Origin of the sequence: Streptomyces corchorusii (assembly GCF_001514055.1) — a bacterium.
GTDB lineage: Bacteria > Actinomycetota > Actinomycetes > Streptomycetales > Streptomycetaceae > Streptomyces > Streptomyces olivaceoviridis.
Window position 1 is genome coordinate 424199 of record NZ_KQ948354.1, and the last position, 21345, is coordinate 445543.

General features: G+C 72.7%; 24 protein-coding genes. 6 read left to right on the forward strand and 18 right to left on the reverse strand.

What is annotated here, in order from left to right; translation table 11 throughout:
* Positions 1–76: 76 nt before the first annotated feature.
* Complete coding sequence (locus AQJ11_RS11820; RefSeq protein ID WP_014674427.1) at positions 77–664, reverse strand: sigma-70 family RNA polymerase sigma factor; 588 nt, start codon at positions 662–664, stop codon at positions 77–79.
* A gap of 874 nt (positions 665–1538) precedes the next feature.
* The gene (locus AQJ11_RS11825) at positions 1539–2150 is read right to left on the reverse strand and encodes a response regulator transcription factor (RefSeq protein WP_003948568.1); all 612 of its coding nucleotides are present in this window, start codon (positions 2148–2150) and stop codon (positions 1539–1541) included.
* A 381-nt stretch (positions 2151–2531) separates the two neighbouring features.
* Between AQJ11_RS11825 and AQJ11_RS11830 the strand changes: the two genes are divergently transcribed.
* Complete coding sequence (locus AQJ11_RS11830; RefSeq protein ID WP_015493322.1) at positions 2532–2861, forward strand: WhiB family transcriptional regulator; 330 nt, start codon at positions 2532–2534, stop codon at positions 2859–2861.
* A 152-nt stretch (positions 2862–3013) separates the two neighbouring features.
* Here AQJ11_RS11830 and AQJ11_RS11835 read toward each other — a convergent pair whose 3' ends face one another.
* Positions 3014–3928: a LysR family transcriptional regulator gene (locus AQJ11_RS11835; RefSeq protein WP_059262991.1), complete on the reverse strand. Its 915-nt coding sequence runs from the start codon at positions 3926–3928 to the stop codon at positions 3014–3016.
* A gap of 80 nt (positions 3929–4008) precedes the next feature.
* On the opposite strand from AQJ11_RS11835, the gene AQJ11_RS11840 reads away from it, so the two are divergent.
* The 3 genes from AQJ11_RS11840 to AQJ11_RS11850 all read left to right on the forward strand — a co-directional run bounded on the left by AQJ11_RS11840 (position 4009) and on the right by AQJ11_RS11850 (position 6306).
* On the forward strand, positions 4009–4680 hold the full coding sequence (locus AQJ11_RS11840; RefSeq protein ID WP_014674423.1) for an MOSC domain-containing protein: 672 nt from the start codon (positions 4009–4011) through the stop codon (positions 4678–4680).
* Positions 4681–4750: 70 nt separating this feature from the next.
* The gene (locus tag AQJ11_RS11845) at positions 4751–5524 is read left to right on the forward strand and encodes an SDR family NAD(P)-dependent oxidoreductase (RefSeq protein WP_059262992.1); all 774 of its coding nucleotides are present in this window, start codon (positions 4751–4753) and stop codon (positions 5522–5524) included.
* A gap of 74 nt (positions 5525–5598) precedes the next feature.
* Positions 5599–6306 (forward strand): ester cyclase, encoded by a 708-nt coding sequence (locus AQJ11_RS11850; protein ID WP_014674421.1) that lies wholly within the window; start codon positions 5599–5601, stop codon positions 6304–6306.
* A gap of 94 nt (positions 6307–6400) precedes the next feature.
* Here AQJ11_RS11850 and groL read toward each other — a convergent pair whose 3' ends face one another.
* The 4 genes from groL to AQJ11_RS11870 form a co-directional block, all read right to left on the reverse strand.
* Positions 6401–8029: a chaperonin GroEL gene (gene groL, locus AQJ11_RS11855; RefSeq protein WP_014674420.1), complete on the reverse strand. Its 1629-nt coding sequence runs from the start codon at positions 8027–8029 to the stop codon at positions 6401–6403.
* A gap of 118 nt (positions 8030–8147) precedes the next feature.
* Positions 8148–8456 carry a co-chaperone GroES gene (gene groES, locus AQJ11_RS11860; protein ID WP_004955293.1) on the reverse strand — a complete coding sequence of 103 codons (309 nt, stop codon included), beginning with the start codon at positions 8454–8456 and terminating at the stop codon, positions 8148–8150.
* A gap of 219 nt (positions 8457–8675) precedes the next feature.
* A complete protein-coding gene (locus AQJ11_RS11865) occupies positions 8676–9488 on the reverse strand; it encodes a polysaccharide deacetylase family protein (RefSeq protein ID WP_059262993.1) in 813 nt (270 codons plus the stop codon).
* Positions 9485–10396, reverse strand: a complete 912-nt coding sequence (locus AQJ11_RS11870) for a polysaccharide deacetylase family protein (protein WP_078611981.1) — start codon at positions 10394–10396, stop codon at positions 9485–9487. The genes AQJ11_RS11865 and AQJ11_RS11870 overlap by 4 nt, the downstream gene beginning before the upstream one ends.
* A gap of 90 nt (positions 10397–10486) precedes the next feature.
* Between AQJ11_RS11870 and AQJ11_RS11875 the strand changes: the two genes are divergently transcribed.
* Positions 10487–11707, forward strand: a complete 1221-nt coding sequence (locus AQJ11_RS11875; protein ID WP_059262994.1) for a class I SAM-dependent methyltransferase — start codon at positions 10487–10489, stop codon at positions 11705–11707.
* Between the two features lie 3 nt (positions 11708–11710).
* Here AQJ11_RS11875 and AQJ11_RS11880 read toward each other — a convergent pair whose 3' ends face one another.
* The 8 genes from AQJ11_RS11880 to tsaB form a co-directional block, all read right to left on the reverse strand.
* On the reverse strand, positions 11711–12967 hold the full coding sequence (locus AQJ11_RS11880) for an RNA polymerase sigma factor (RefSeq protein WP_014674416.1): 1257 nt from the start codon (positions 12965–12967) through the stop codon (positions 11711–11713).
* Positions 12968–13010: 43 nt separating this feature from the next.
* Positions 13011–13367: a YciI family protein gene (locus AQJ11_RS11885; protein WP_014674415.1), complete on the reverse strand. Its 357-nt coding sequence runs from the start codon at positions 13365–13367 to the stop codon at positions 13011–13013.
* A 113-nt stretch (positions 13368–13480) separates the two neighbouring features.
* On the reverse strand, positions 13481–14536 hold the full coding sequence (locus tag AQJ11_RS11890; RefSeq protein ID WP_208616482.1) for an LCP family protein: 1056 nt from the start codon (positions 14534–14536) through the stop codon (positions 13481–13483).
* A 158-nt stretch (positions 14537–14694) separates the two neighbouring features.
* The gene (locus AQJ11_RS11895) at positions 14695–15726 is read right to left on the reverse strand and encodes a LacI family DNA-binding transcriptional regulator (protein WP_058081569.1); all 1032 of its coding nucleotides are present in this window, start codon (positions 15724–15726) and stop codon (positions 14695–14697) included.
* A 299-nt stretch (positions 15727–16025) separates the two neighbouring features.
* Positions 16026–16283: a hypothetical protein gene (locus AQJ11_RS11905; protein WP_059262996.1), complete on the reverse strand. Its 258-nt coding sequence runs from the start codon at positions 16281–16283 to the stop codon at positions 16026–16028.
* Positions 16280–17380 (reverse strand): tRNA (adenosine(37)-N6)-threonylcarbamoyltransferase complex transferase subunit TsaD, encoded by a 1101-nt coding sequence (tsaD, locus tag AQJ11_RS11910; RefSeq protein ID WP_014674411.1) that lies wholly within the window; start codon positions 17378–17380, stop codon positions 16280–16282. Before tsaD ends, AQJ11_RS11905 begins: the two co-directional genes overlap by 4 nt.
* Positions 17373–17873, reverse strand: a complete 501-nt coding sequence (gene rimI / locus AQJ11_RS11915; RefSeq protein ID WP_014674410.1) for a ribosomal protein S18-alanine N-acetyltransferase — start codon at positions 17871–17873, stop codon at positions 17373–17375. The genes tsaD and rimI overlap by 8 nt, the downstream gene beginning before the upstream one ends.
* Before the next feature lie 29 nt (positions 17874–17902).
* The gene (tsaB, locus tag AQJ11_RS11920) at positions 17903–18559 is read right to left on the reverse strand and encodes a tRNA (adenosine(37)-N6)-threonylcarbamoyltransferase complex dimerization subunit type 1 TsaB (protein WP_059262997.1); all 657 of its coding nucleotides are present in this window, start codon (positions 18557–18559) and stop codon (positions 17903–17905) included.
* Between the two features lie 124 nt (positions 18560–18683).
* On the opposite strand from tsaB, the gene AQJ11_RS11925 reads away from it, so the two are divergent.
* Entirely contained in the window at positions 18684–19238 is a 555-nt protein-coding gene (locus tag AQJ11_RS11925; protein ID WP_059263101.1) for a hypothetical protein, read from the forward strand.
* Here AQJ11_RS11925 and AQJ11_RS11930 read toward each other — a convergent pair.
* The 3 genes from AQJ11_RS11930 to AQJ11_RS11940 form a co-directional block, all read right to left on the reverse strand.
* Positions 19235–19432 (reverse strand): hypothetical protein, encoded by a 198-nt coding sequence (locus tag AQJ11_RS11930; protein WP_059262998.1) that lies wholly within the window; start codon positions 19430–19432, stop codon positions 19235–19237. The two genes, AQJ11_RS11925 and AQJ11_RS11930, sit on opposite strands and share 4 nt — an antisense overlap.
* Before the next feature lie 129 nt (positions 19433–19561).
* Positions 19562–20074: a tRNA (adenosine(37)-N6)-threonylcarbamoyltransferase complex ATPase subunit type 1 TsaE gene (tsaE, locus tag AQJ11_RS11935; protein WP_014674406.1), complete on the reverse strand. Its 513-nt coding sequence runs from the start codon at positions 20072–20074 to the stop codon at positions 19562–19564.
* Positions 20040–21299, reverse strand: a complete 1260-nt coding sequence (locus tag AQJ11_RS11940; protein WP_014674405.1) for an alpha/beta fold hydrolase — start codon at positions 21297–21299, stop codon at positions 20040–20042. The genes tsaE and AQJ11_RS11940 overlap by 35 nt, the downstream gene beginning before the upstream one ends.
* Positions 21300–21345 lie beyond the last annotated feature (46 nt).

A 21345-nucleotide genomic window follows, 5' to 3' on the forward strand; every position in this document is an offset into this window, starting at 1 on the left:
GGGCTTCGTATGTTCGTACGGAAACGGCGGCGTACCTGTTCAGCGCGGGAGCTACTTCTGGCTCCGCGCAGGGGGTTCACTGTTCGGCGAGCGCCCTCAGGCGGCTCAGGGCCCGGTGCTGGGCCACGCGGACCGCGCCGGGTGACATTCCCAACATCTGCCCCGTCTCCTCCGCGGTCAAGCCCACGGCGATGCGCAGCAGGAGCAGTTCGCGCTGGTTCTCGGGGAGGTTGGCCAGCAGTTTCTTCGCCCACTCGGCGTCGCTGCTGAGCAGGGCGCGCTCCTCGGGGCCGAGGGAGTCGTCGGGCCGCTCGGGCATCTCGTCGGACGGCACCGCGGTCGATCCCGGGTGGCGCATCGCCGCCCGCTGGAGGTCGGCGACCTTGTGGGAGGCGATGGCGAAGACGAACGCCTCGAAGGGGCGGCCGGTGTCGCGGTAGCGGGGCAGGGCGAGGAGGACCGCCACGCAGACCTCCTGGGCGAGGTCCTCCACGAAGTGGCGTGCGTCGCCGGGCAGCCGGGACAGCCGGGTGCGGCAGTAGCGCAGCGCCAAGGGGTGGACCCGGGCGAGCAGATCGTGCGTGGCCTGCTCGTCCCCGTCGACGGCACGATGCACGAGCGCACCGATCGCCCCGTGGGCCGTGCCCGCCTCGTCGTCGCGCATCGGTCCATGGTGCCTTGCGGCCGTCCGGTCCGTCGCATCGTGCTCGTGGTTGTGCACCGAAGCGTTATGAGCAGGTGCGCCGGCACTCATTCCCTGCGCCCTCCCCTTCCGCTCGACCGACTCGTCCCCGAGAGACTCCACACCCTCAAGGATGCGGCATCCGCGCCGAAACGAGCAGCGCGCGTCCGGCGGGCCGTCGCGCACGCGCCACTCGGGGCGTGCGGCGCGGTGGTGCGCCGGAGTGGTCACGCGCCGCGTTCCGCACCGTTGTGCGCCGGGGCGGTTGCCCGTCGACGCGTTCCACCGGCAGACGAGCCCGCCTGCCCACTTCCACGGCGTCCGCCGCCGACTTCCGTGGCGTTTGCCACCGACTTGTACGACGCTCGCCGCCGACCTCCACGACGCCCGCCGCCCACTCGTACGGCGTTCGCCGCCGACTTGTACGACGATGCGCCGCCGACTTGTACGACGATTCGCCGTCCGTCTCCACGACGGCTCGCCCGCCGGTGCGGGACCCGGACGGCTGGTGCGGCCGGGTGACCAGGGCGGGCCGGGGTGACCAGGGCGGACCGGGACGACCGGAATCACCCGGACAGCCCCGTCCATCCGCGGAACGGCACGGCGGCAAGGGCACGACGGCCCGGCGCGCCACCGCCCGCATGACCAACGCCCACACGGCTGACCAGCGCCCCGTACGGCGTCCGCCCGCACACCACCGGCGGGCGCCACGCCCCGGGGCACACGAGACAAGGGGCACCGGGGCACGCCCAGCCGCGCTCGGCGAGCGCGGTCGGCCGCCCACCCGACGGCAGCCGCGGGCGCGGACGGCACCGGAACGCCCCGGCGCCGAGCGGCCCGCCCGGCTTCGCGGTCGCTAGCGGACCAGTCCCCAGCGGAAGCCGAGGGCCACCGCGTGCGCCCGGTCCGAGGCGCCGAGCTTCTTGAACAGGCGCCGGGCGTGCGTCTTGACGGTGTCCTCGGAGAGGAACAGCTCGCGGCCGATCTCGGCGTTCGAGCGGCCGTGGCTCATGCCCTCCAGCACCTGGATCTCACGCGCGGTGAGCGTGGGCGCGGCGCCCATCTCCGCCGAGCGCAGCCGGCGCGGGGCGAGCCGCCAGGTGGGGTCGGCCAGCGCCTGGGTCACCGTGGCGCGCAGCTCGGCGCGCGAGGCGTCCTTGTGCAGGTATCCCCGGGCACCGGCGGCGACGGCCAGAGCCACCCCGTCGAGGTCCTCGGCGACGGTGAGCATGATGATGCGCGCGCCCGGGTCGGCGGACAGCAGCCGGCGCACGGTCTCGACGCCGCCCAGGCCGGGCATGCGCACATCCATCAGGATCAGGTCGGAGCGGTCGGCGCCCCAGCGGCGGAGGACTTCCTCGCCGTTGGCCGCCGTCGTCACGCGCTCGACACCGGGCACGGTCGCGACCGCGCGGCGGAGCGCCTCTCGGGCAAGCGGGGAGTCGTCGCAGACGAGGACGGATGTCATGACCGCCCTCCGCAGCTGATGCGCGTCACCTTGAGCCTCCAGGCTGGTACGGAATCGTCACCTGTGCGGTCGACCGTCTCGGACGCCTGCCCGAGCGCTTGTTTTCTCAACCGCATCCGCACTCTCAACGACGGTCACTCGAAAGAGTTACGGGCCCGCGTGCCGTCTTCGGCACTCTACGTGAGGGCTTCGACACGGTGCAGACATGCTCGACGGACCCACAACTTTTCATCACAACCTATGCCCCATTCGGCCCTTTTTCTTCCCGTTTTGCGGTGTCCGGGGCTAGATTCGCAATGAGTCATATTTTCATCTCCTTAGACCGGAGATGTACGGTCGTTGGCACCGTATCCGCCCAGAACGGCGACAAGGGGTCACGTAATGGCAGATTTCTCCCGCCTTCCCGGACCGAACGCGGACCTGTGGGACTGGCAGCTGCTGGCTGCCTGCCGCGGGGTGGACAGCTCGCTCTTCTTCCACCCGGAGGGCGAGCGCGGGGCGGCTCGGAGCGCTCGCGAGAACTCGGCCAAAGAGGTCTGCATGAGGTGCCCGGTCCGTGCGGAGTGCGCGGCGCACGCGCTGGCGGTGCGCGAACCGTACGGCGTCTGGGGCGGCCTGACCGAGGACGAGCGTGAGGAGTTGATGGGGCGGGCACGCAACCGCCTGGTGGCGGCCTCTACCACCAGCGGGGACACCGCTTCGGAGCACTGAAGGAACGTTTCTGCATCACCATCGGCAAAACATCCGCTTCCTTACCGGGCACGCACGCGCGTGCCCGTGCCTCGTCCGGGCGGCCCCCTCGTCTCCGCGACGCCCTTCGCCTCCGCGACGCCACCGCGGCTCCGTGACCCCCGCCGCTCGGGCTACGCCTGGCCGCGTCCTGCCGCCCGCGCCGCCCGCGCCAGCTGCTCCAGCGTGGCCGACACCGCCGGCACCTGGGCCAGGTCGGGCAGGGTGAGGGCGACGATCTCCCGCCGTACCGCCGGTTCCAGCCGTACCGTGCGCACGCCCCGCGGCCGTACCGACTCCACGGCCAGCTGGGGCAGGACGGCGACGCCGAGACCGGCGCCGACCAGGCCGATCACGGCCGGATAGTCGTCGGTGGCGAAGTCGATGCGCGGGGTGAACCCGGCCCCCTCGCACACCTCGACCAGCTGGCCGCGGCAGCGCGGGCAGCCCGCGATCCAGGGCTCGTGGGCCAGCTCGCCGATGGCGACGCTGTCCGCGCGCGCGAGCCGGTGCCGTTCGGGCACCAGGGCGACCAGACGGTCCGTCAGCAGGGGGCGCACGACGAGGTCGTCCCAGTCCTCGGCGACCGCCGCCCCCTCGTAGCGGAAGGCCAGGGCCAGGTCGCAGTCGCCTTCGCGGAGCAGTTCCACGGACCTCGGCGGTTCGGCCTCCTCCAGCGAGACGCGGGTGCCGGGGTGGCCCGCGCGCAGGGCGGCCAGGGCGGTGGGGACCAGGGTGGAGCTGCCGCTGGGGAAGGAGACCAGCCGGACCCGGCCCGCGCGCAGGCCGGCGATGGCGGCGACCTCCTCCTCGGCCGCGGTGAGCCCGGCGAGGATGCCGGAGGCGTGCCGCACCAGGGCCTCACCGGCCTGGGTCAGGCGCATCTCGCGCCCGGTGCGGACCAGCAGCGGGGTGCCGACCGAGGCTTCCAGGGCCTTCATCTGCTGGCTGACGGCGGGCTGGGTGCAGCCCAGCTGGCGTCCGGCCGCCGAGAAGGAGCCGGTGGTGGCGACGGCGCGCAGGACGCGGAGATGACGGGCCTCGATCACCCGACGAGCATAAGGCAGCCTTGGAAGGAGTGCCCGATAATGCGTCGACGCTTTGGGTCCTGATCGCTTACCGTGCCGGGATGAAGCTTCTCTCGGTCAATCTGGGCCGGCCCCGGCAGGTGCCCTACACGAACCAGCCGGACGGCCTCACCGGCATAGACAAGCAGCCGGCCGAGGGCCCGGTGCCGGTGGCGGCGCCCGGGCCCAAGGGCGTCGGCGCGAGCGGGCTCGCCGGGGACGCGGTGTGCGACACGCGCTACCACGGCGGGGACGACCAGGCGGTGTACGCGTACGCCCGGGAGGACCTCGACGCCTGGGCGCGCGAACTCGGCAGACCGTTGGCCAACGGGAGCTTCGGCGAGAACATCACGACGGACGGTCTGGACGTCTCCGGGGCGCTGATCGGAGAGCGCTGGCGGATCGGTCCCACCGTCGTACTGGAAGTGACCTCCGGCCGCATTCCGTGCGCCACCTTCCAGGGCCATCTGGGCGAGCGCGGCTGGGTCAGGAGATTCACGCAGAAGGGCGCAACGGGTGCCTACCTCCGGGTGATCGAGCCGGGTGAGATCCGGGCGGGCGATCCGGTCGAGATCGTGCACCGGCCGGACCACGGCGTGACGGCGGCGATGCAGTTCCGCGCGGTCACCACCGAGCGGGAGCTGCTGCCCCGGCTGCTCGCTGCGGGCACGGCGCTGCACTCCGAGACGCTGGCGAAGGCCCGGACGTACGTGGCCGAGCACGGAGTCCGGTGACCCGCCGGCAGAGCACCGGCACGGCGTGCGGACCGCTGAGGCTCCCGCTCCGGGTCACTACGCTTGGGCCATGACAACGGCTCTGATTACGGGATCGACCGCGGGGATCGGTGCCGCGTTCGCGCGGCGGCTGGCGGCTGACGGGCATGACCTCGTCCTGGTCGCGCGGGACACCAAGCGGCTGCGCGAGCAGGCGACGGAACTGCACGACCGGCACGGCATCGAAGTGGAGGTGCTGACCGCCGACCTGGCGCAGGACAAGGGCATCGAGACGGTGGCCGACCGGCTCGGCGACCGGAAGAACCCGGTCGACCTGCTGGTCAACAACGCCGGATTCGGCAACAAGGGCCGCTTTCTGGAAGTGCCTATGGCGGACGAGCTCCGGATGCTCAAGGTGCACTGCGAAGCGGTGCTCCGGCTGACGTCGGCGGCGGCCGAGGCGATGCGCGAGCGCGGCCGGGGCGGGGTGGTGAACGTCGCCTCGGTGGCCGCGTTCGTCCCGCGCGGCACGTACGGCGCGTCCAAGGCGTGGGTCGTGCAGTTCACCCAGGGCGTGGCCAAGGACCTGGCCGGCAGCGGGGTCCGGCTGATGGCGCTGTGCCCGGGGTTCGTGCGCACCGAGTTCCACCAGCGGGCCGGGATGGGCACGGACAACATCCCGGGCTGGATGTGGCTGGACGCCGACAAGCTGGTCGCGGCGGCCCTGTCCGACCTCGCGCGCGGCAGGACGGTGTCCATCCCCGACCCCCGGTACAAGGCGCTGATGGGGCTGGCGAAGGTGGCGCCGCGCGGGCTGCTGGGCGGGATCAGCTCCCGGACCGGGCGCAAGTACGGGCCGCGGTAGCGGGCGGGTGGCGCCGCCGTCCCGGTGGGAAAATGGGCGGGACGGTACCGGACCAGGGGGGCCGGAGGCGGCGCATGACCTTCGTACAGCTCATCGAGTGCAGGACGAGCCGGCTGGACGAGATGAACCGGCTCATGGACGACTGGGTCCAGCAGACCAAGGGCAGGCGGACGGCGACGCACGCGGTGATGGGAACGGACCGCTCGGACGCCTCGCACGTCGTCGAAGTGGTGGAGTTCCCGTCCTACGAGGACGCGATGCGGAACTCGAACCTCCCGGAGACCGACCGGATCTTCCGGGGGCTGGTCGCGCTGTGCGACGAGATGCCGACGTTCATCGACCTGGACGTCGTACGGGACGAGAGCCTGTCCGAGGGCATGGTGCGCGGGCTCTTCGAGGCGCTGTGCACCGAGGGCGAGCTGCCGCCGCTCAACGACCTGCTGGACGAGGACATCCACAGCCATGATCCGATGAACCCGCAGGACACCATCGGGCTGGACAACGTCCGCGCCGAGTTCCGGATGTGGCGCGGCGCCTTCGACTTCGCGTTCACGGTCGAGGATGTGCTCACCCAGGGCGACCGGGCCTGCGCGCGGTGGACCTGGTACGCCACGCACCAGGGCGATTTCCTGGGGATCGCGCCCACCGGCAGGCAGGTCACCATGACCGGGATGGCGCTGTTCCGGTTCGGCGACAACGGCAAGATCGCCGAGCTGTGGTGGCAGCACGACCAGCTCGGGCTGATGCAGCAACTGGGCGCGCTCGACGCGTTGGAGCAGTAGCCGCGTCGGAGCAGTGGCCGCTTCGCAGCGGCGGACAGGGCGAAGGCCCGGCCCCCTCACCGGGGTGCCGGGCCTTCGCTCAGGAGCGCTGGGCTCAGTGCGCGTGGCCGTGGCTGTGGCCGTGGCCCGCGGCCTCCGGCTCCTCTTCCTTCTTCTCGACGACCAGGGTCTCGGTCGTGAGCAGCAGGGAGGCGATGGAGGCGGCGTTCTCCAGGGCGGAGCGGGTGACCTTGACCGGGTCGATGACGCCGGCCTTGATCAGGTCGCCGTACTCGCCGGTGGCGGCGTTGTAGCCCTGCCCCTTGTCCAGGTCCTTGACCTTGGACACGATGACGTAGCCCTCCTGGCCGGCGTTCTCGCCGATCCAGCGCAGCGGCTCGACCACGGCGTTGCGGACCACGGAGACACCGGTGGCCTCGTCGCCGGACTTGTCGAGGTTGCCGTCGAGCACCTTGGAGGCGTGGACCAGGGCGGAGCCACCACCGGAGACGATGCCCTCCTCGACCGCGGCGCGGGTCGCGGAGATGGCGTCCTCCAGACGGTGCTTCTTCTCCTTCAGCTCCACCTCGGTGGCGGCGCCGACCTTGATCACGCACACGCCGCCGGCCAGCTTGGCGAGGCGCTCCTGGAGCTTCTCGCGGTCCCAGTCGGAGTCGGTGTTCTCGATCTCGGCCTTGATCTGGGCGACGCGGCCCTGCACGTCCTCGGACTTGCCGGCGCCGTCGACGATCGTGGTGTCGTCCTTGGTGACGGTGACGCGGCGGGCGGAGCCGAGCACGTCGAGGCCGACCTGGTCGATCTTGAGACCGACCTCCTCGGAGATGACGGTGGCGCCGGTGAGGACGGCCATGTCCTGGAGCATCGCCTTGCGGCGGTCGCCGAAGCCGGGGGCCTTCACCGCGACGGCGTTGAAGGTGCCGCGGATCTTGTTGACGACCAGGGTCGACAGGGCCTCGCCCTCGACGTCCTCGGCGATGATCAGCAGCGGCTTGGAGGAGCCGGCCTGGATGACCTTCTCCAGCAGCGGCAGCAGGTCGGCGATGGCGGAGATCTTGCCCTGGTTGATGAGGATGTAGGGGTCCTCCAGGACGGCCTCCATGCGCTCCTGGTCCGTCACGAAGTACGGCGACAGGTAGCCCTTGTCGAAGGCCATGCCCTCGGTGAAGTCCAGCTCCAGGCCGAAGGTGTTGGACTCCTCGACGGTGATGACACCGTCCTTGCCGACCTTGTCCATCGCCTCGGCGATCAGCTCGCCGACCTGCTGGTCCTGGGCGGACAGCGCGGCGACGGCGGCGATGTCGGACTTCTCGTCGATCGGGCGGGCCGAGGCGAGCAGGTCCTCGGAGACGGCCTTGACCGCGGCGTCGATGCCCTTCTTCAGGGCGGCCGGGGAGGCACCGGCGGCGACGTTCTTCAGGCCCTCGCGGACCAGCGCCTGGGCGAGGACCGTGGCGGTGGTGGTGCCGTCACCAGCGATGTCGTTGGTCTTGGTCGCCACCTCCTTCACCAGCTGCGCGCCGAGGTTCTCGTACGGGTCCTCGATCTCGACCTCGCGGGCGATCGTGACACCGTCGTTGGTGATGGTGGGCGCGCCGAACTTCTTGTCGATGACGACGTTGCGGCCGCGGGGGCCGATCGTCACCTTCACGGTGTCGGCAAGCTTGTTGACGCCGCGCTCAAGGGCGCGACGGGCGTCCTCGTCGAACTTCAGGATCTTCGCCATGACAGCGGGAGCCCTCTCGGAAATCTGTGGGTGAAAAGACGCTGCGCCCCGGGCGCCCGGCTTCTTATCGGTCGCGGGGGCCAGGGGCGCAGCTCAAACGGAGAGTCGCTTGAGGTGATTACTTCTCGATGATCGCGAGGACGTCGCGAGCCGAGAGGACGAGGTACTCGTCGCCGTTGTACTTCACCTCGGTGCCGCCGTACTTGCTGTAAAGGACGACGTCGCCGACCTTGACGTCGAGCGGCAGGCGCTCGCCGTTCTCGAACCGGCCCGGGCCCACGGCGAGGACGGCGCCCTCCTGGGGCTTCTCCTTCGCGGTGTCCGGGATGACCAGGCCAGAGGCCGTGGTCTGCTCGGCGTCCAGCGGCTGGACCACGATGCGGTCCTCAAGCGGCTTGATGGCAACCTTGGAGCTGGCGGTCGTCACGATCCGACCTCCCCCTTCGGAGATCTCACGGGGTTAACTGTCTGAGGTGGCGACCAGGTCGATCCGTCGTCGCGGGTGCCGGACCTGCCCGTCGCGTTTGTCTGGCACTCTCCAGGGGGGAGTGCCAGAGCCGAGACTATGACCGCGATTAGCACTCGGTCAAGCGGAGTGCCAATTGCCCGCGGCGCGTCGGCCGGAATCGCGGTGTGCGGCCGGTCCTCACAGGTAGTCCTCAAGGCGCCCGACCGTCAGCCCCCGCCCCTGCACTTCCCTCAGCACCCGTGCCGTGCGTTTCCGCAGGGCCGGCCCCCTCGACTCGTCGGGGCCCACCAGGACGATGTCGCCGGGGCCCAGGCGGTGGGGGCCGTGGGCGTAGGCGAGGCCGGCCGGGGTCAGGGCGGCGCGCCACAGGACGAGCGCGGAGATGCCGCAGTCGGCCGCCGCGCGCAGGGTGGTGCGGTCGTAGGAACCGTAGGGCGGGCGGAAGAGGCGGGGGCGGACGCCGAGGGCGGTGCGGAGGCGGTCCTGCTGGCCGCAGATCTCCGCGCGCTGGCCGGCGTACGGCAGTCCGGCCGGGGCCCGGTGGTCGACGGTGTGGTTCTCGATGCCGGCGCCGAGGGTGCGCAGCCGGGCGAAGTGGCCGTAGCCGGGGGCGGCGACGCTGTCGGTGAGGAACAGGGTGACCGGCAGCCGCAGTTCGCGGACCATGTCGACGAAGCGGGGGTCCCGCTCGGCGCCGTCGTCGTAGGTGAGGAAGACGACCGGGTCGCGGGTGGGGACGCGGTCGACCACGGGGGGCGGGGCGCCGGCCCTCTGGTGCTCGGCGAGCGGGCGGGCCGGGTGCACCGGGGAGCGGGCGAGGGGCCGGGTCAGGCCCCAGGCGCGGTAGCGGTGGTCGGGGGCGGTGGTGTGCGGGCGCACCCCTTCGGCGGCCTTCTTGCCGAGGCGTTCGATGGGGTCGACGGACTGGGCGCAGCCCGTCAGGAGCAGGGCCGCGGCGAGGGCCGCGGCCGGGCCCCGAGCCCGCCTCACAGGTAGTCCTCCAGGCGGGCCACGGCGTAGCCCTCGCGCGTGACCTTGTTCAGGAAGCGGCGCATGTCGTCCACCATCGTGCCGTCCCAGTCGTCCCGGCCGCGGAAGTGGGTGAGGACGATGTCGCCGCGGCGCAGCCGCTTGTCGTCCTCGCGGTACTCCCAGTGGTCGACGAAGACCTCCTCGTTCCAGATCGGCGCGTACTTGATGCCGCATTCCTTCGCGGCGACCAGGGTGTCCTGGTTGTAGTTGCCGTAGGGGGGACGGAAGACGGTGGGCGCCTTGCCGAACTGCTTCTTCATGACGGCCTGCATGCCGCAGATCTCGTCCTTCTGCTCCTCGTAGGACAGGCCCGGCAGGTAGGGGTGGTGCAGGGTGTGGTTGTTGAGGGTGTTGCCGTAGGACCGCATCGTCCGGAAGTAGGCGTAGTCGTCCTTGACCAGGTAGTCGCTGAGGAACGCGGTGTACGGGATCTTGAGCTCGCGCATCATGGCGAGGAACCGCGGGTCCTTCTCGGCGCCGTCGTCGATCGTCAGGAACACGACCTTGTCGCGGGTGGGGACCGTGGTGAAGACGGGGGGCAGGTTCCAGTCCTCCTGGTGGTCCACCTCGAATCCGTCGCGGGCGGTGATCCTCGGCTTCGCCGCGGGGGGCTTCGGAGGCGTGAGCGGGACCTGGTCCAGCCCCCAGCGCCGGGCGGCGGCGGCCAGCCGGGCGTGTTCGGCGGCCCGGCGCGCCGCCGGGTCCTGGGGCCGGGCGGGGCCGCCGTGGCCGGACGCGCCGCGCACGGTTTCGGGCCCGGCGCAGGCGGAGAGCAGGGTGGCGGCGGCCAGCGCGGCGGCTCCGCCCCCGAGGGCCAGCCGCCGGAAACGAGTCCGAATTTTGTCATTTTGTACTACTGCTCGCATGGTGCCGGATCCTCCCAGGCCCCGGCCCGCGACCCCGGACGACACCGCCGCCGGAGGCGCACCATCCACCGACTGGCCCACAATGACCCGGTGAACGACCTCGCTCTGCTCCTCACCCCCGAAGGCCGCGCCCTCCTCGACGAGGTCCGCGACACCGAGCCCGCGCGGGAGCTGGCCGTGGCCACCCGGCTGCGCCGCGACCACCCGGCCGAACTGGTCTCCGCCGCGCTCGGCCAGGCCCGGCTGCGGCAGCGGGCGGTGGCGAAGTTCGGGCCCGAGGACGCCGGGCGCATGTTCTTCACGCCCAACGGGGTCGAGCAGTCGACGCGCGCCTCCGTGGCGGCGTACCGGGCCGGGCGGCTGAAGGAGCTGGGCGTGGCCTGTGTCGCCGACCTGTGCTGCGGGATCGGCGGGGACGCCATCGCCCTGGCGCGTGCCGGGATCCGGGTGCTGGCCGTGGACCGGGACCCGCTGACGGCGGCCGTGGCGCGGGCGAACGCCGAGGCGCTGGGGCTGGCCGGCCTCATCGAGGTGCGCGAGGCCGACGTCACGGAGGTGGACACCGCCGGGTACGACGCGGTGTTCGTGGACCCGGCGCGCCGGGGCGGGCAGTCGACAGGGGCCGCGCGAAGCGCGTCGGTGAGGGGTGGCGGCCGGGCGACGGGCGGGCGCGTGTTCGACCCGGAGGCGTACTCGCCGCCGCTGTCCTGGGCGGTCGCCACGGCCCTCAAGGCACCCCGGGCCGCGCTGAAGATCGCGCCGGGCATCCCGCACGAGGTGGTCCCGGCCGCGGCCGAGGCCGAGTGGATCTCCGACGGCGGCGACGTGAAGGAAGCGGTGCTGTGGTTCGGGACCGGGGCGCCGGGCGCGGTGCGGGCCACGCTGCTGCCGGGCCCGCGCACACTGCTCGGCCGCGGGCTGCCCGATCCCGCGGTGCGGCCGGTGGGGCGGTACCTGTACGAGCCGGACGGCGCCGTGATCCGCGCGCACCTGGTCGCGGAGGTGGCCGAGGAGGTCGGCGGGGGGCTCCTGGACCCGACGATCGCGTACGTCACCACCGACGAGGCCCGGCCCACGCCGTACGCCACCGGCTACGAGATCACCGACCGGCTCCCGTTCAACGTCAAGAAGCTCAAGGCCCTGCTGCGGGAGCGCGAGGTCGGCACGCTGACCGTGAAGAAGCGCGGCTCGGCGGTCGAGCCGGAGGAGCTGCGCCGGAAGGTGAGACCGCAGGGACCGAACGCGGCCACCGTCTTCCTCACCCGCGTCGCCGGGGCACCGACGATGCTGATCGGCCGTCCGCTCGGCTGACGCTCAGCCGCACGCGCGCGCCCTGCGCGACAGCAGCCGCCGTTCCCTCTCGTTGCGGGTCAGGGCCGCCGCCCTGAGGAACTCCTCGCGGGCCTCGGCGGTGCGGCCGAGGCGGGAGAGGAGGTCGCCGCGGACGCTGGGCAGCAGGTGGTAACCGCGCAGCGCGGGCGTGGCGGCCAGGGCGTCCACCAGCCTCAGGCCCGCCGCCGGGCCGTCGGCCATCGACACGGCGACCGCGCGGTTCAGCTCGACCACCGGGGAGGGCGCGCGGACGGCCAGCAGGCCGTACAGGGTGGCGATGGCGCGCCAGTCCGTCTCCTCGTACGTGTACGCGCGCGCGTGGCAGGCGGCGATGGCCGCCTGGAGGGTGTACGGGCCCGGGGGGCCGCTCGCGGTGGCCCCGGCGCGGTCGAGGGCACGGATGCCGCGCGCGATGAGCATGCGGTTCCAGCGGCTGCGGTTCTGGTCCTCCAGCAGCACCGGTGTCCCGTCGGGACCGGTGCGGGCGGTGGCGCGGGACGCCTGGAACTCCAGCAGCGCGGTCAGACCGTGCACCTCGGGCTCCTTGGGCATCAGCGCGGACAGCACCCGGGCCAGCCGCAGCGCGTCCTCGCACAGGCCGGGGCGCAGCCAGTCGTCGCCGGCGGTGGCCGCGTACCCCTCGTTGAAGATCAGGTAGATGACGTCCAGCACGGAGCCGAGGCGGGCCTCGCGGTCGGGGCCGTACGGCACCTCGAAGGCGACGTTCCGCTTCGCCAGGGTGCGCTTGGCACGGACGATCCGCTGGGCGACCGTCGGCTCCGGCACCAGGTAGGCGCGGGCGATCTCGGCCGTGGTCAGGCCGCCGAGCAGGCGCAGGGTGAGCGCGGTGCGGGCCTCCGGCGACAGCGCCGGGTGGCAGGCGGTGAAGACCAGCCGGAGCAGGTCGTCGTCGATGTCGTCCGGGTCGGCCGGTGCGTCGTACGACGGCGGGGCCGTGGCCAGGTCGCGGCCGAGCTCGGCGAGTTTGCGGGCGTAGGTCTCGCGGCGCCGGACCAGGTCGACGGCCCGGTGCCGGGCGGTGGCCATGAGCCAGGCGCCGGGGTTGTCCGGCACCCCGTCCAGCGGCCACCGCTCCAGGGCGGCGACCAGGGCGTCCTGTGCCAGCTCCTCGGCGATGCCGACGTCCCGGACGATCCGGGCGACCCCGGCGATCACCCGGGGCGACTCCAGGCGGAAGACGGTCTCGATGGCGTGCGCCGTGGCGGGCTGTGTCTCCACAGCCCACCATGCAACACCCTGGACGGCGGCGGGCCAAACGGGCTCAGCCCTCGGCGATCTCCCGCAGTTCGCAGGCGAGCTGCCACTCCGGGCCGTGGATCTTCAGGAAGCGCTGCGTCCACTCCAGCGCCTCGGCCCGGTCCTTGCACTGCATGAGCGCGTAGCCGCCGACGACCTCCTTGGACTCGGTGAACGGGCCGTCGGTCACGGACACCTTCTCGCCGTCCCAGTCCATCCGGGCGGCCTCGGCGGACGGGGTGAGCCCGGCGGTGTCGAGCAGCACACCGGCCTTGGTCATCTCCTCGATCAGCTCGCCCATCCGCTGCATCAGCTCCGCGCTGGGGCCCCCGGCGGGGCCGGTGGACTCGTCGATGCGCACGAGGGACAGGTAGCGGGGCATGGTGACTCCTTCGGTCGCGGCGGCGGGTCCGTTCCCGCCGCTCACCCCTTGCGTCGAACGGGAGACACCCGGATCGACACCCCCGCGGAAGAAATCTCCGGGATTTCTCCGGCTCAGCGCAGGGAGGCCCAGAGGTCGTCCGCCGCCGGCTCGCGGGCGACGACCCGGTTGGGGTCGGAGGGTGCCGTGACGACCGGCATGGTCACCGTCCGCACCCGGTCGGCGGTCAGTCCCTTCAGGCTCCGGCCGAGGCTCACCAGCTCGTTCAGGGAGTTCAGGCCGGTGTCGGTGGTGAGGCTCGTGGTGACGGCGTCGGCGACCTGGTACAGCCGGGCCGGGTCGGAGAGCAGGCCGGCACCGGCCATCTGCTCCAGCAGGGCCTTGACCAGCGTCTGCTGGAGCCCTATGCGGCCCAGGTCGCTGCCGTCGCCTATGCCGTGCCGGGTGCGGGCGAGGGCGAGGGCCTGCTTGCCGTCGAGGTGGTGGGTGCCGGCCTTGAGGCGCAGGTGGCTCTTGTCGTCGTCGATGTCCTGGCCGGTGGTGACGTCGACCCCGCCGAGCGCGTCGACCAGCTTGGCGAAGCCGGAGAAGTCGATCTCCAGGTAGTGGTCCATGCGGACCCCGGTGAGGGTCTCGACGGTCTTCACCGCGCACACCGGGCCGCCCACCGCGTAGGCGCTGTTGAACATGGCGCCGTACGCCGGTGCCGTGCTGCCGCCGGAGGTGAGCGGGCAGGAGGGGCGGGTGACGAGGGTGTCGCGCGGGATGCTGACGACGGTGGCCTTCGTCCGGCCCGCGTCGATGTGCACGACCATCGCGGTGTCGGACCGGGCTCCGCCGCTGTCGCCGCCGCCCAGCTCCTGGTTGTCCTTGCCGCTGCGCGAGTCCGAGCCGAGGACCAGGATGTTGAGGGAGCCGGTGGGCAGCGGGGAGGCGTCCGCCGGGGCGGTCGCGGACGGGGTGAGCGCGGCCCTGGCCGGCCGGTCGTCGCCGAGTGCGCTGTCGATGTCGACGCTTCGGATGTTGTGGTCGAGATGCCAGTAGGCCCAGCCGGCCGCCGCCACGCCCAGCACCAGGGCGCCCGTCAGAGTGAGGCCGGCGATCCTCAGCGCTCTCGATCGCCGGCCCGCCTGTCTGCCCGCGTCGCCTTGCTCCTCGTGTCGCGTCACGGCAGGAACATACGTCCGAATGATGAGGGGGCTGTTACGGAGGCCGGTCAGAACCGGTTTTCTTGGGAAATTCTCATCCTGGCGGCACCGAACCGCCGTCCGTCACCAACCGCCGTCCGGCACCGACCCGTTGGAGAGGGCTCCGTCCGCACGCACCGCTAGCCGGCCGGAGGCGCGTCCGTGCTCGACCGCACCACCAGGCTCGTCGCCAGCTCCACCCGGGTCGCCGCCCGCTCCTCCCGCTCGCTGCCCAGCTCCAGCACCAGCCGGGCCGCGGCCTCGGCCATCTCGGTGAGCGGCTGCCGTACGGTCGTCAGCGGCGGGCCCACCCAGCGGGCCACCGGCAGATCGTCGAAGCCGACCACGCTGAGGTCCTCCGGGACGCGCAGGCCCAGCTCACGCGCGGCCTCGTACAGACCGAGCGCCTGGAGGTCGTTGCCCGCGAAGACGGCGGTGGGCCGGTCCGGGCGGCGCAGCAGCTCCAGGCCCAGGCGGTAGCCCGCGTCGTGGTGGAAGTCTCCGGCCACGACGAGGGAGGGGTCGACGGGCAGCCCGGCCGTCTCCAGGGCGGCCCGGTAGCCGTCGACCCGGGCCCGGCTGCACATCATCCGGGTCGGGCCGCTGATCGCGCCGATCCGGGTGTGGCCGAGTTCGACCAGGTGGCGGGTGGCGGCGAGACCGCCCTGCCAGTTGGTGGCGCCGATCGACGGCACGTCCGGGCCCGGGTCGCCGGCCGGGTCCATCACCACGAACGGGATGGAGCGGCTGGTCAGCAGCGCCCGCTGGGACTCGTCGAGTTCGGAGAGCACCAGCACCACGCCGTGCGGGCGGCGGGCGGCGACCTGGTCGGCCCAGGTGCGGCCGGGGGTGAGCCGGCCGGCCGACTCGGACAGGACCACGCTCAGCCCGGCGTCCCGGGCGACGTTCTCCACGCCCCGGATGACCTCCATCGCCCAGGCGCTCTCCAGCTCGTGGAAGACGACGTCGATCAGGGGCGAGCGGGAGGCCTCGGCGCGGCGGCGCCGGTAGCCGTAGGCGCGCAGCAGTTCCTCGACGCGGGTGCGGGTCGCGGGGGAGACATCGGCCCGGCCGTTGAGGACCTTCGAAACAGTCGGAGCGGAGACCCCCGCCTCACGGGCGATCTCGGCGAGGGTCGCCGTCTGCGTTCCGGCGGGCTTCGAGGGCTTCATGCCCGCGATCGTATCCCCGCCGGACCGCTTGACGAAGCCCTCGTCAAGCGAGAGCCCACCGGAAGATTCGAATGATCTAGCGAAACATTCGAGCATGGGTATCCCGTGCAACGCGAACACCCCGCCGCCGGGAACCCGGGGGCGGGGTGTCGAGTGGAGCGCCGGGCAGGCCTTGCACCTGCATCTCCCCGCAGGAAGCGGGGCGTCTTTCCTTGGACCACCAACGCACTGCGTCCGGACCGGTGTTCCGGCCGTTCGCTGTGTGATGATCATAGCGCAGTCGGGGCCGCTTCCCCAACTCAGTCCTCCGCCACCGCCTCGAACCGCCACCGGTGCACCGCCCGGGTCACCAACTCCGGGTCCGGCTCCGGCAGTTCGGGGAGCGGGGCGTCGTACGGCGCGTCCCACCACGTGACGACCAGCACCCGGTCCCGCGGCGCGCGGAAGGTCTCGCGGCGCAACGGCTCGGCGGCGAGGGGCTGTTCGCGCACCCAGGCCAGCAGGTCCGCGCCCCGGCCCTCGGCGGCCCGGGCCTCCCACATCAGGGCGACGGTCACGAGTAGAGGTTCTCCTTGCTGACCTCGTGCACATGGTCGTGGTCGTGGCCGGGCACGTGCGGGTCGGTCACCGGCAGGGAGGAGTCGGCCGACAGGTCCCAACTGGACGCGGCCCGGTTGCGGGCGACCATCTCGGCGCCGAGCGCGGCCACCATCGCGCCGTTGTCCGTGCACAGCTTGGGGCGCGGTACGCGCAGCCGGATGCCGGCCGCCTCGCAGCGCTCCTGGGCGAGCGCGCGCAGCCGGGAGTTGGCCGCCACACCGCCGCCGATCATCAGGTGGTCCACGCCCTCGTCCTTGCAGGCGCGCACGGCCTTGCGGGTCAGCACGTCGACCACGGCCTCCTGGAAGGAGGCGGCCACATCGCGGACCGGGACCTCCTCGCCGGCCGCGCGCCTGGCCTCGATCCAGCGGGCCACGGCGGTCTTCAGACCCGAGAAGGAGAAGTCGTACGCCGGGTCCCGCGGGCCCGTCAGGCCGCGCGGGAAGGCGATGGCCTGCGGGTCGCCCTCCTTGGCGTACCGGTCGATGACCGGGCCGCCGGGGAAGCCCAGGTTCAGCACACGGGCGATCTTGTCGAAGGCCTCGCCGGCCGCGTCGTCGATGGTCGAGCCCATCGGCCGGACGTCCGAGGTGATGTCCGTCGAGAGCAGCAGCGAGGAGTGGCCGCCGGAGACCAGCAGGGCCATCGTCGGCTCGGGCAGCGGGCCGTGCTCCAGCTGGTCCACGCAGATGTGCGAGGCGAGGTGGTTGACGCCGTACAGGGGCTTGCCGAGCGCGTAGGCGTACGCCTTGGCCGCCGAGACGCCGACGAGCAGGGCGCCCGCGAGGCCGGGACCGGCGGTGACCGCGATGCCGTCCAGGTCCTTGGCGCTGACCCCCGCCTCCTTCAACGCACGGTCGATGGTGGGGACCATCGCCTCCAGGTGCGCCCGGGAGGCCACCTCCGGCACCACACCGCCGAAGCGGGCGTGCTCGTCGACGCTGGAGGCGACCGCGTCCGCCAGCAGGGTGGTGCCGCGGACGATGCCGACGCCGGTCTCGTCGCAGGAGGTCTCGATGCCGAGTACGAGAGGCTCGTCGCGTGAGTCAGTCATTGATATCGGTTCCTTGTACTGAGGCGGAGCCCGCGGCCGAGCCGCTGCCGGGTTCCGTGGTCAGGCGCATCACCAGGGCGTCCACATTGCCCGGCTGGTAGTAGCCGCGCCGGAAGCCGATGGGGGTGAAGCCGAAGCGCTCGTAGAGCTTCTGGGCGGGCAGGTTGTCCACCCGGCATTCGAGCATCACCTCGTGGCACTCGAACGCGGTCGCCGCGCGCAGCAGCTCGGTCAGCAGCCGGGCGCCGAGGCCGGTGCCCTGGTGGTCGCGGGCGACGGCGATGGTCTGCACGTCGGCCAGGTCACCGGCGGCGGCCAGGCCCGCGTACCCGACGACCCGGCCGTCGGCGGACTCGGCGACGAGATAGCAGCGGGTGGCCTCGGGGCCCCGGGAATGGGCCAGCTCGGACCAGAACATGCCGCGGGACCAGGCGTCCTCGGGGAACAGGTCCCGCTCCAGCCCCAGGACCGGGTCGATGTCCCACCAGCGCATCTCGCGCAGTCGGGGGGGTGCCGGCTGTGTCACTTGGGGGTGACCACCTTGTAGTTCTTGGGGACCTGGGCGTCCGGCCGGCGCAGGTACAGCGGCCGGGGGGCGGTGAGCTCCTCGCCCGCGGCCAGCTTCTCCGCGGCGAGCGAGGCGAGCGAGGCGGCGGACACGTGCTCGGGCTCGTGGGCGCGCGGGAACGTGTCCGGGTAGAGCAGCGCGCCGGCGCCGACCGCGGGAAGGCCCGCGACCCGCTCGGCGATGTCGGCCGGGCGGTCGACGGCCGGGCCGGTCAGCCGGGTCCGGGAGTCGGCGTACGTGGCCCAGTAGACCTCCTTGCGCCGGGCGTCGGTCGCCACGACGAAGGGGCCCCTCTCGATGTCGGCGGCGTAGGCGAGGCCGTCGAGCGTGCACAGGCCGTGCACGGGGACGCCGAGCGCCAGGCCGAAGGTGTCGGCGGTCATCAGGCCGACGCGCAGGCCGGTGTAGGGGCCGGGCCCGGTGCCGACGACGATCCCGGTGACGGCCTCCAGCTTCAGTCCGGCCTCGGCGAGGACCCGGTCGACGGCCGGCAGCAGCAGCTCTCCGTGCCGGCGCGCGTCCACCTGGCTCGACGAGGCGATGACGTCGGTGCCGTCGTGCAGGGCGACGGTGACGGCGGGTGTGGCGGTATCCAGAGCGAGCAAGAGCACGCGAACAGCCTACGGCGCCCGCGCCGCCCGCAGGGTCGTCCGGGACGGACGGTCACCGACTGCTACGGTCTGTACGAAGTACGACATTTACACCGGATGACGGCACGAGGCAGAGGTGGCGCAGGTGGCAGGGACCAGCTCGGGGATCGTGGCCGCCCTGACCGCGGCGGCGCTGGGAACGGTCGGTTTCCTCGCCTACCGGGCCCAGGCGACCGTCCCGGCGGGCCTGGGCGCGGGGCCGGTGGCGCACGCGACGCCCACGTCCAAGGCGCCCCGGGACCGGCACCACCCGACCGCCCTGCCGAACGGCTCCGGAACGGGTGAACGGGTCGTGTACTCGGTGGACGACGACCGGGTCTGGCTGGTCACCCCCCGCAACCGGGTGCAGCGCACCTTCCCGGTGCGGCCGGGCACCGTCGACCCGCCGGCCGGCACGTACTGGGTCACGTCCCGCTCCAGCACGGCCACCGGCACCGACAGCGTCCCCATCGAGCACGTGGTGCGGTTCACCAGCGTGGACGGAGTGACCGTCGGGTTCAGCGCGCCGGTGAACGGCGGCGCGGAGGGCCTGGCGGCCGACTCCGGCGTCAAGACGGGCGGCATCCGGGAGACCCGGGCGGACGGGGACGCGATGTGGAACTTCGCGACGATCGGCGTGAAGGTCGTGGTGATCCGCTAAGCGCCGTGCCGGGACGCCCTGCCGGACGGCTGCGGGGCCGTCTCGGCCGGGCGCGCCCACGCGGCGTCGGCCATCTGCTCGGCAGGGCCCCGCGCCCCGTCGGGGTGCTCGGGCCGCGGCGGCCTGGAAACCGCGTCCGCCGCAGCGCAGGCCGCCAGCAGATCGCGCATGGACACCGGTCCCACTGTGGGCATGGACGCCTCCTGAACTGCGGGGGCGGACATACTTAGGCAGACCTAAGTACGGGCTGGGTACCATGTGACCACGCCCGGGATGTCCTGCGCAATATCTTGCCGACGGCTTGTCGGAACGTGTCGGCGGCCTCAGCCGGACAGCGGCTCCAGGTCCGTCTCGGACCAGCGTGCGCCCAGGCCGGTCACCGTCACGTGCCGTACCTCGTCCGTGGTGTCGCCGACCGCGCGGTGGATGACCACCTGGAGGCGGTCGTCGGTCAGCTCCTCGACCTTGCCCTCGCCCCACTCCACGACGATCACCGAGTCGGGCAGCGAGACGTCGAGGTCCAGGTCCTCCATCTCGTCCAGGCCGCCGGAGAGCCGGTAGGCGTCGACGTGCACCAGGGGCGGGCCGTCACCGAGGGACGGGTGCACCCGGGCGATCACGAAGGTCGGCGAGGTGACCGCGCCGCGCACCCCCAGGCCCTCACCGAGCCCGCGGGTCAGCGTGGTCTTGCCCGCGCCCAGCTCGCCGGTGAGCATCACCAGGTCGCCCGCGCGCAGCAGCTTGGCCAGTCGGCGGCCCAGCTCCCGCATCTGCTCCGGGGAGGTGACGGTCAGCTGGGTCTCAGCGGGGTTGTGCGGTGCTGCTGGTGCTTCCATAGCCACTTACGGTAGCCCCTGCGGGCACCGCACCCGCGCGGGTGAGCAGGTCGGCGAGGCGGTCGGTGACCACTTCCGGGTGCTCCAGCATCACCAGGTGCCCCGCGTCCGGCACGAGCACCAGCTCGGCGTCGGGCAGCAGGTCGGCGATGGCCTCGCTGTGCTCGCTGGGCGTGACCAGGTCCTGGACGCCGGCCAGCACGAGCACCGGCATGTCGCGGAAGCAGACGAGCGCCCCGGTCTTGTCGTGGTCGGTGAAGGCCGGGTAGAACTCGGCGACCACGTCGATCGGCGTCGACTCGATCATCCGCTCGGCGAAGCGCTCCACAGCCGGGTCGACGTCCCGGCCCGCGAACGAGTACCGCTTGATGATCCCGGCGAACAGGTCGGCGGTGGCCCGGCGCCCCTTCTCCACCCACTCCGCCTGCTGCCCGAGCGCCTTCAGCACCCCGGGGAGGATCCGGCGGACCGCGTTGACGCCGGCCACCGGCAGTCCGAAGTTGACCTCGCCGAGCCGTCCGGAGGAGGTCCCGACGAAGGCGGTGGCGACGACCCGGTCCCGGATCAGCTCGGGGTACTGCGCGGCGAGGGCCATCATGGTCATGCCGCCCATCGAGTGACCGACCAGCACCAGGGGCCCGTCCGGTGCGGCGGCGTCGAGCACGGCCTTCAGATCGCGGCCGAGCTGGTCGATGGTGACGGGCTCCCGGTCCCGGGTCTGGGCCACGCCCCGCCCGGACCGCCCGTGGCTGCGCTGGTCCCAGTGCACGGTCCGTACGACCCCGCGCAGGGCCGCCCGCTGGAAGTGCCAGGAGTCCATGCTGAGGCAGTAGCCGTGGCAGAAGACGACGGTGACCGGGGCGGGCGCCTTGCGGCCGAAGAGCCGGCGCCGGCGCGGCGAGACGTTCGGGCCGGCGTCGGGCTCGGCCTCGTCGACCTCGTAGTACAGCTCGGTGCCGTCGTCGGCGTACGCCTTGCCGGGGGTGCCGCGCAGGGTGCCGTAGGGGCCCGCCGCGTCCAGCGCCAGCCGGGCCCTGCGGCGCATTCCGCGCCCCACCGTCATCCGTTCGATGGCGACACCGGCCGCCGCTCCCGCGGCGAGCACGCCTATCGCGGCACCGGCGAGGCCGGTCGCCCTGCGCCAGCTCCCGGCCGCCCCCGCGGCGGAGGCGGCAGCCGCCGAGGCGACGACGTCCGCCACGACCTCCGCGCTGCTCTCGCTCACGTACCGCTCCTCTTCGCCGTACTGCAGTTCGCCTGGATGGGTGCCG

Bases quoted from the DNA above. Each gene is read 5' to 3' on its own strand.
- AQJ11_RS11850 (WP_014674421.1), top strand. From the start codon at position 5,599: ATGACCTTCGTACAGCTCATCGAGTGCAGGACGAGCCGGCTGGACGAG.
- tsaE (WP_014674406.1), bottom strand. From the start codon at position 20,074: ATGGAAGCACCAGCAGCACCGCACAACCCCGCTGAGACCCAGCTGACC.
- AQJ11_RS11930 (WP_059262998.1), bottom strand. From the start codon at position 19,432: ATGCCCACAGTGGGACCGGTGTCCATGCGCGATCTGCTGGCGGCCTGC.
- AQJ11_RS11885 (WP_014674415.1), bottom strand. From the start codon at position 13,367: ATGCCCCGCTACCTGTCCCTCGTGCGCATCGACGAGTCCACCGGCCCC.
- AQJ11_RS11895 (WP_058081569.1), bottom strand. From the start codon at position 15,726: ATGAAGCCCTCGAAGCCCGCCGGAACGCAGACGGCGACCCTCGCCGAG.
- groL (WP_014674420.1), bottom strand. From the start codon at position 8,029: ATGGCGAAGATCCTGAAGTTCGACGAGGACGCCCGTCGCGCCCTTGAG.
- AQJ11_RS11820 (WP_014674427.1), bottom strand. From the start codon at position 664: ATGCGCGACGACGAGGCGGGCACGGCCCACGGGGCGATCGGTGCGCTC.
- AQJ11_RS11830 (WP_015493322.1), top strand. From the start codon at position 2,532: ATGGCAGATTTCTCCCGCCTTCCCGGACCGAACGCGGACCTGTGGGAC.
- tsaD (WP_014674411.1), bottom strand. From the start codon at position 17,380: ATGACTGACTCACGCGACGAGCCTCTCGTACTCGGCATCGAGACCTCC.
- AQJ11_RS11870 (WP_078611981.1), bottom strand. From the start codon at position 10,396: ATGCGAGCAGTAGTACAAAATGACAAAATTCGGACTCGTTTCCGGCGG.
- AQJ11_RS11845 (WP_059262992.1), top strand. From the start codon at position 4,751: ATGACAACGGCTCTGATTACGGGATCGACCGCGGGGATCGGTGCCGCG.
- AQJ11_RS11840 (WP_014674423.1), top strand. From the start codon at position 4,009: ATGAAGCTTCTCTCGGTCAATCTGGGCCGGCCCCGGCAGGTGCCCTAC.
- AQJ11_RS11825 (WP_003948568.1), bottom strand. From the start codon at position 2,150: ATGACATCCGTCCTCGTCTGCGACGACTCCCCGCTTGCCCGAGAGGCG.
- rimI (WP_014674410.1), bottom strand. From the start codon at position 17,873: ATGCGCTGGTGGGACATCGACCCGGTCCTGGGGCTGGAGCGGGACCTG.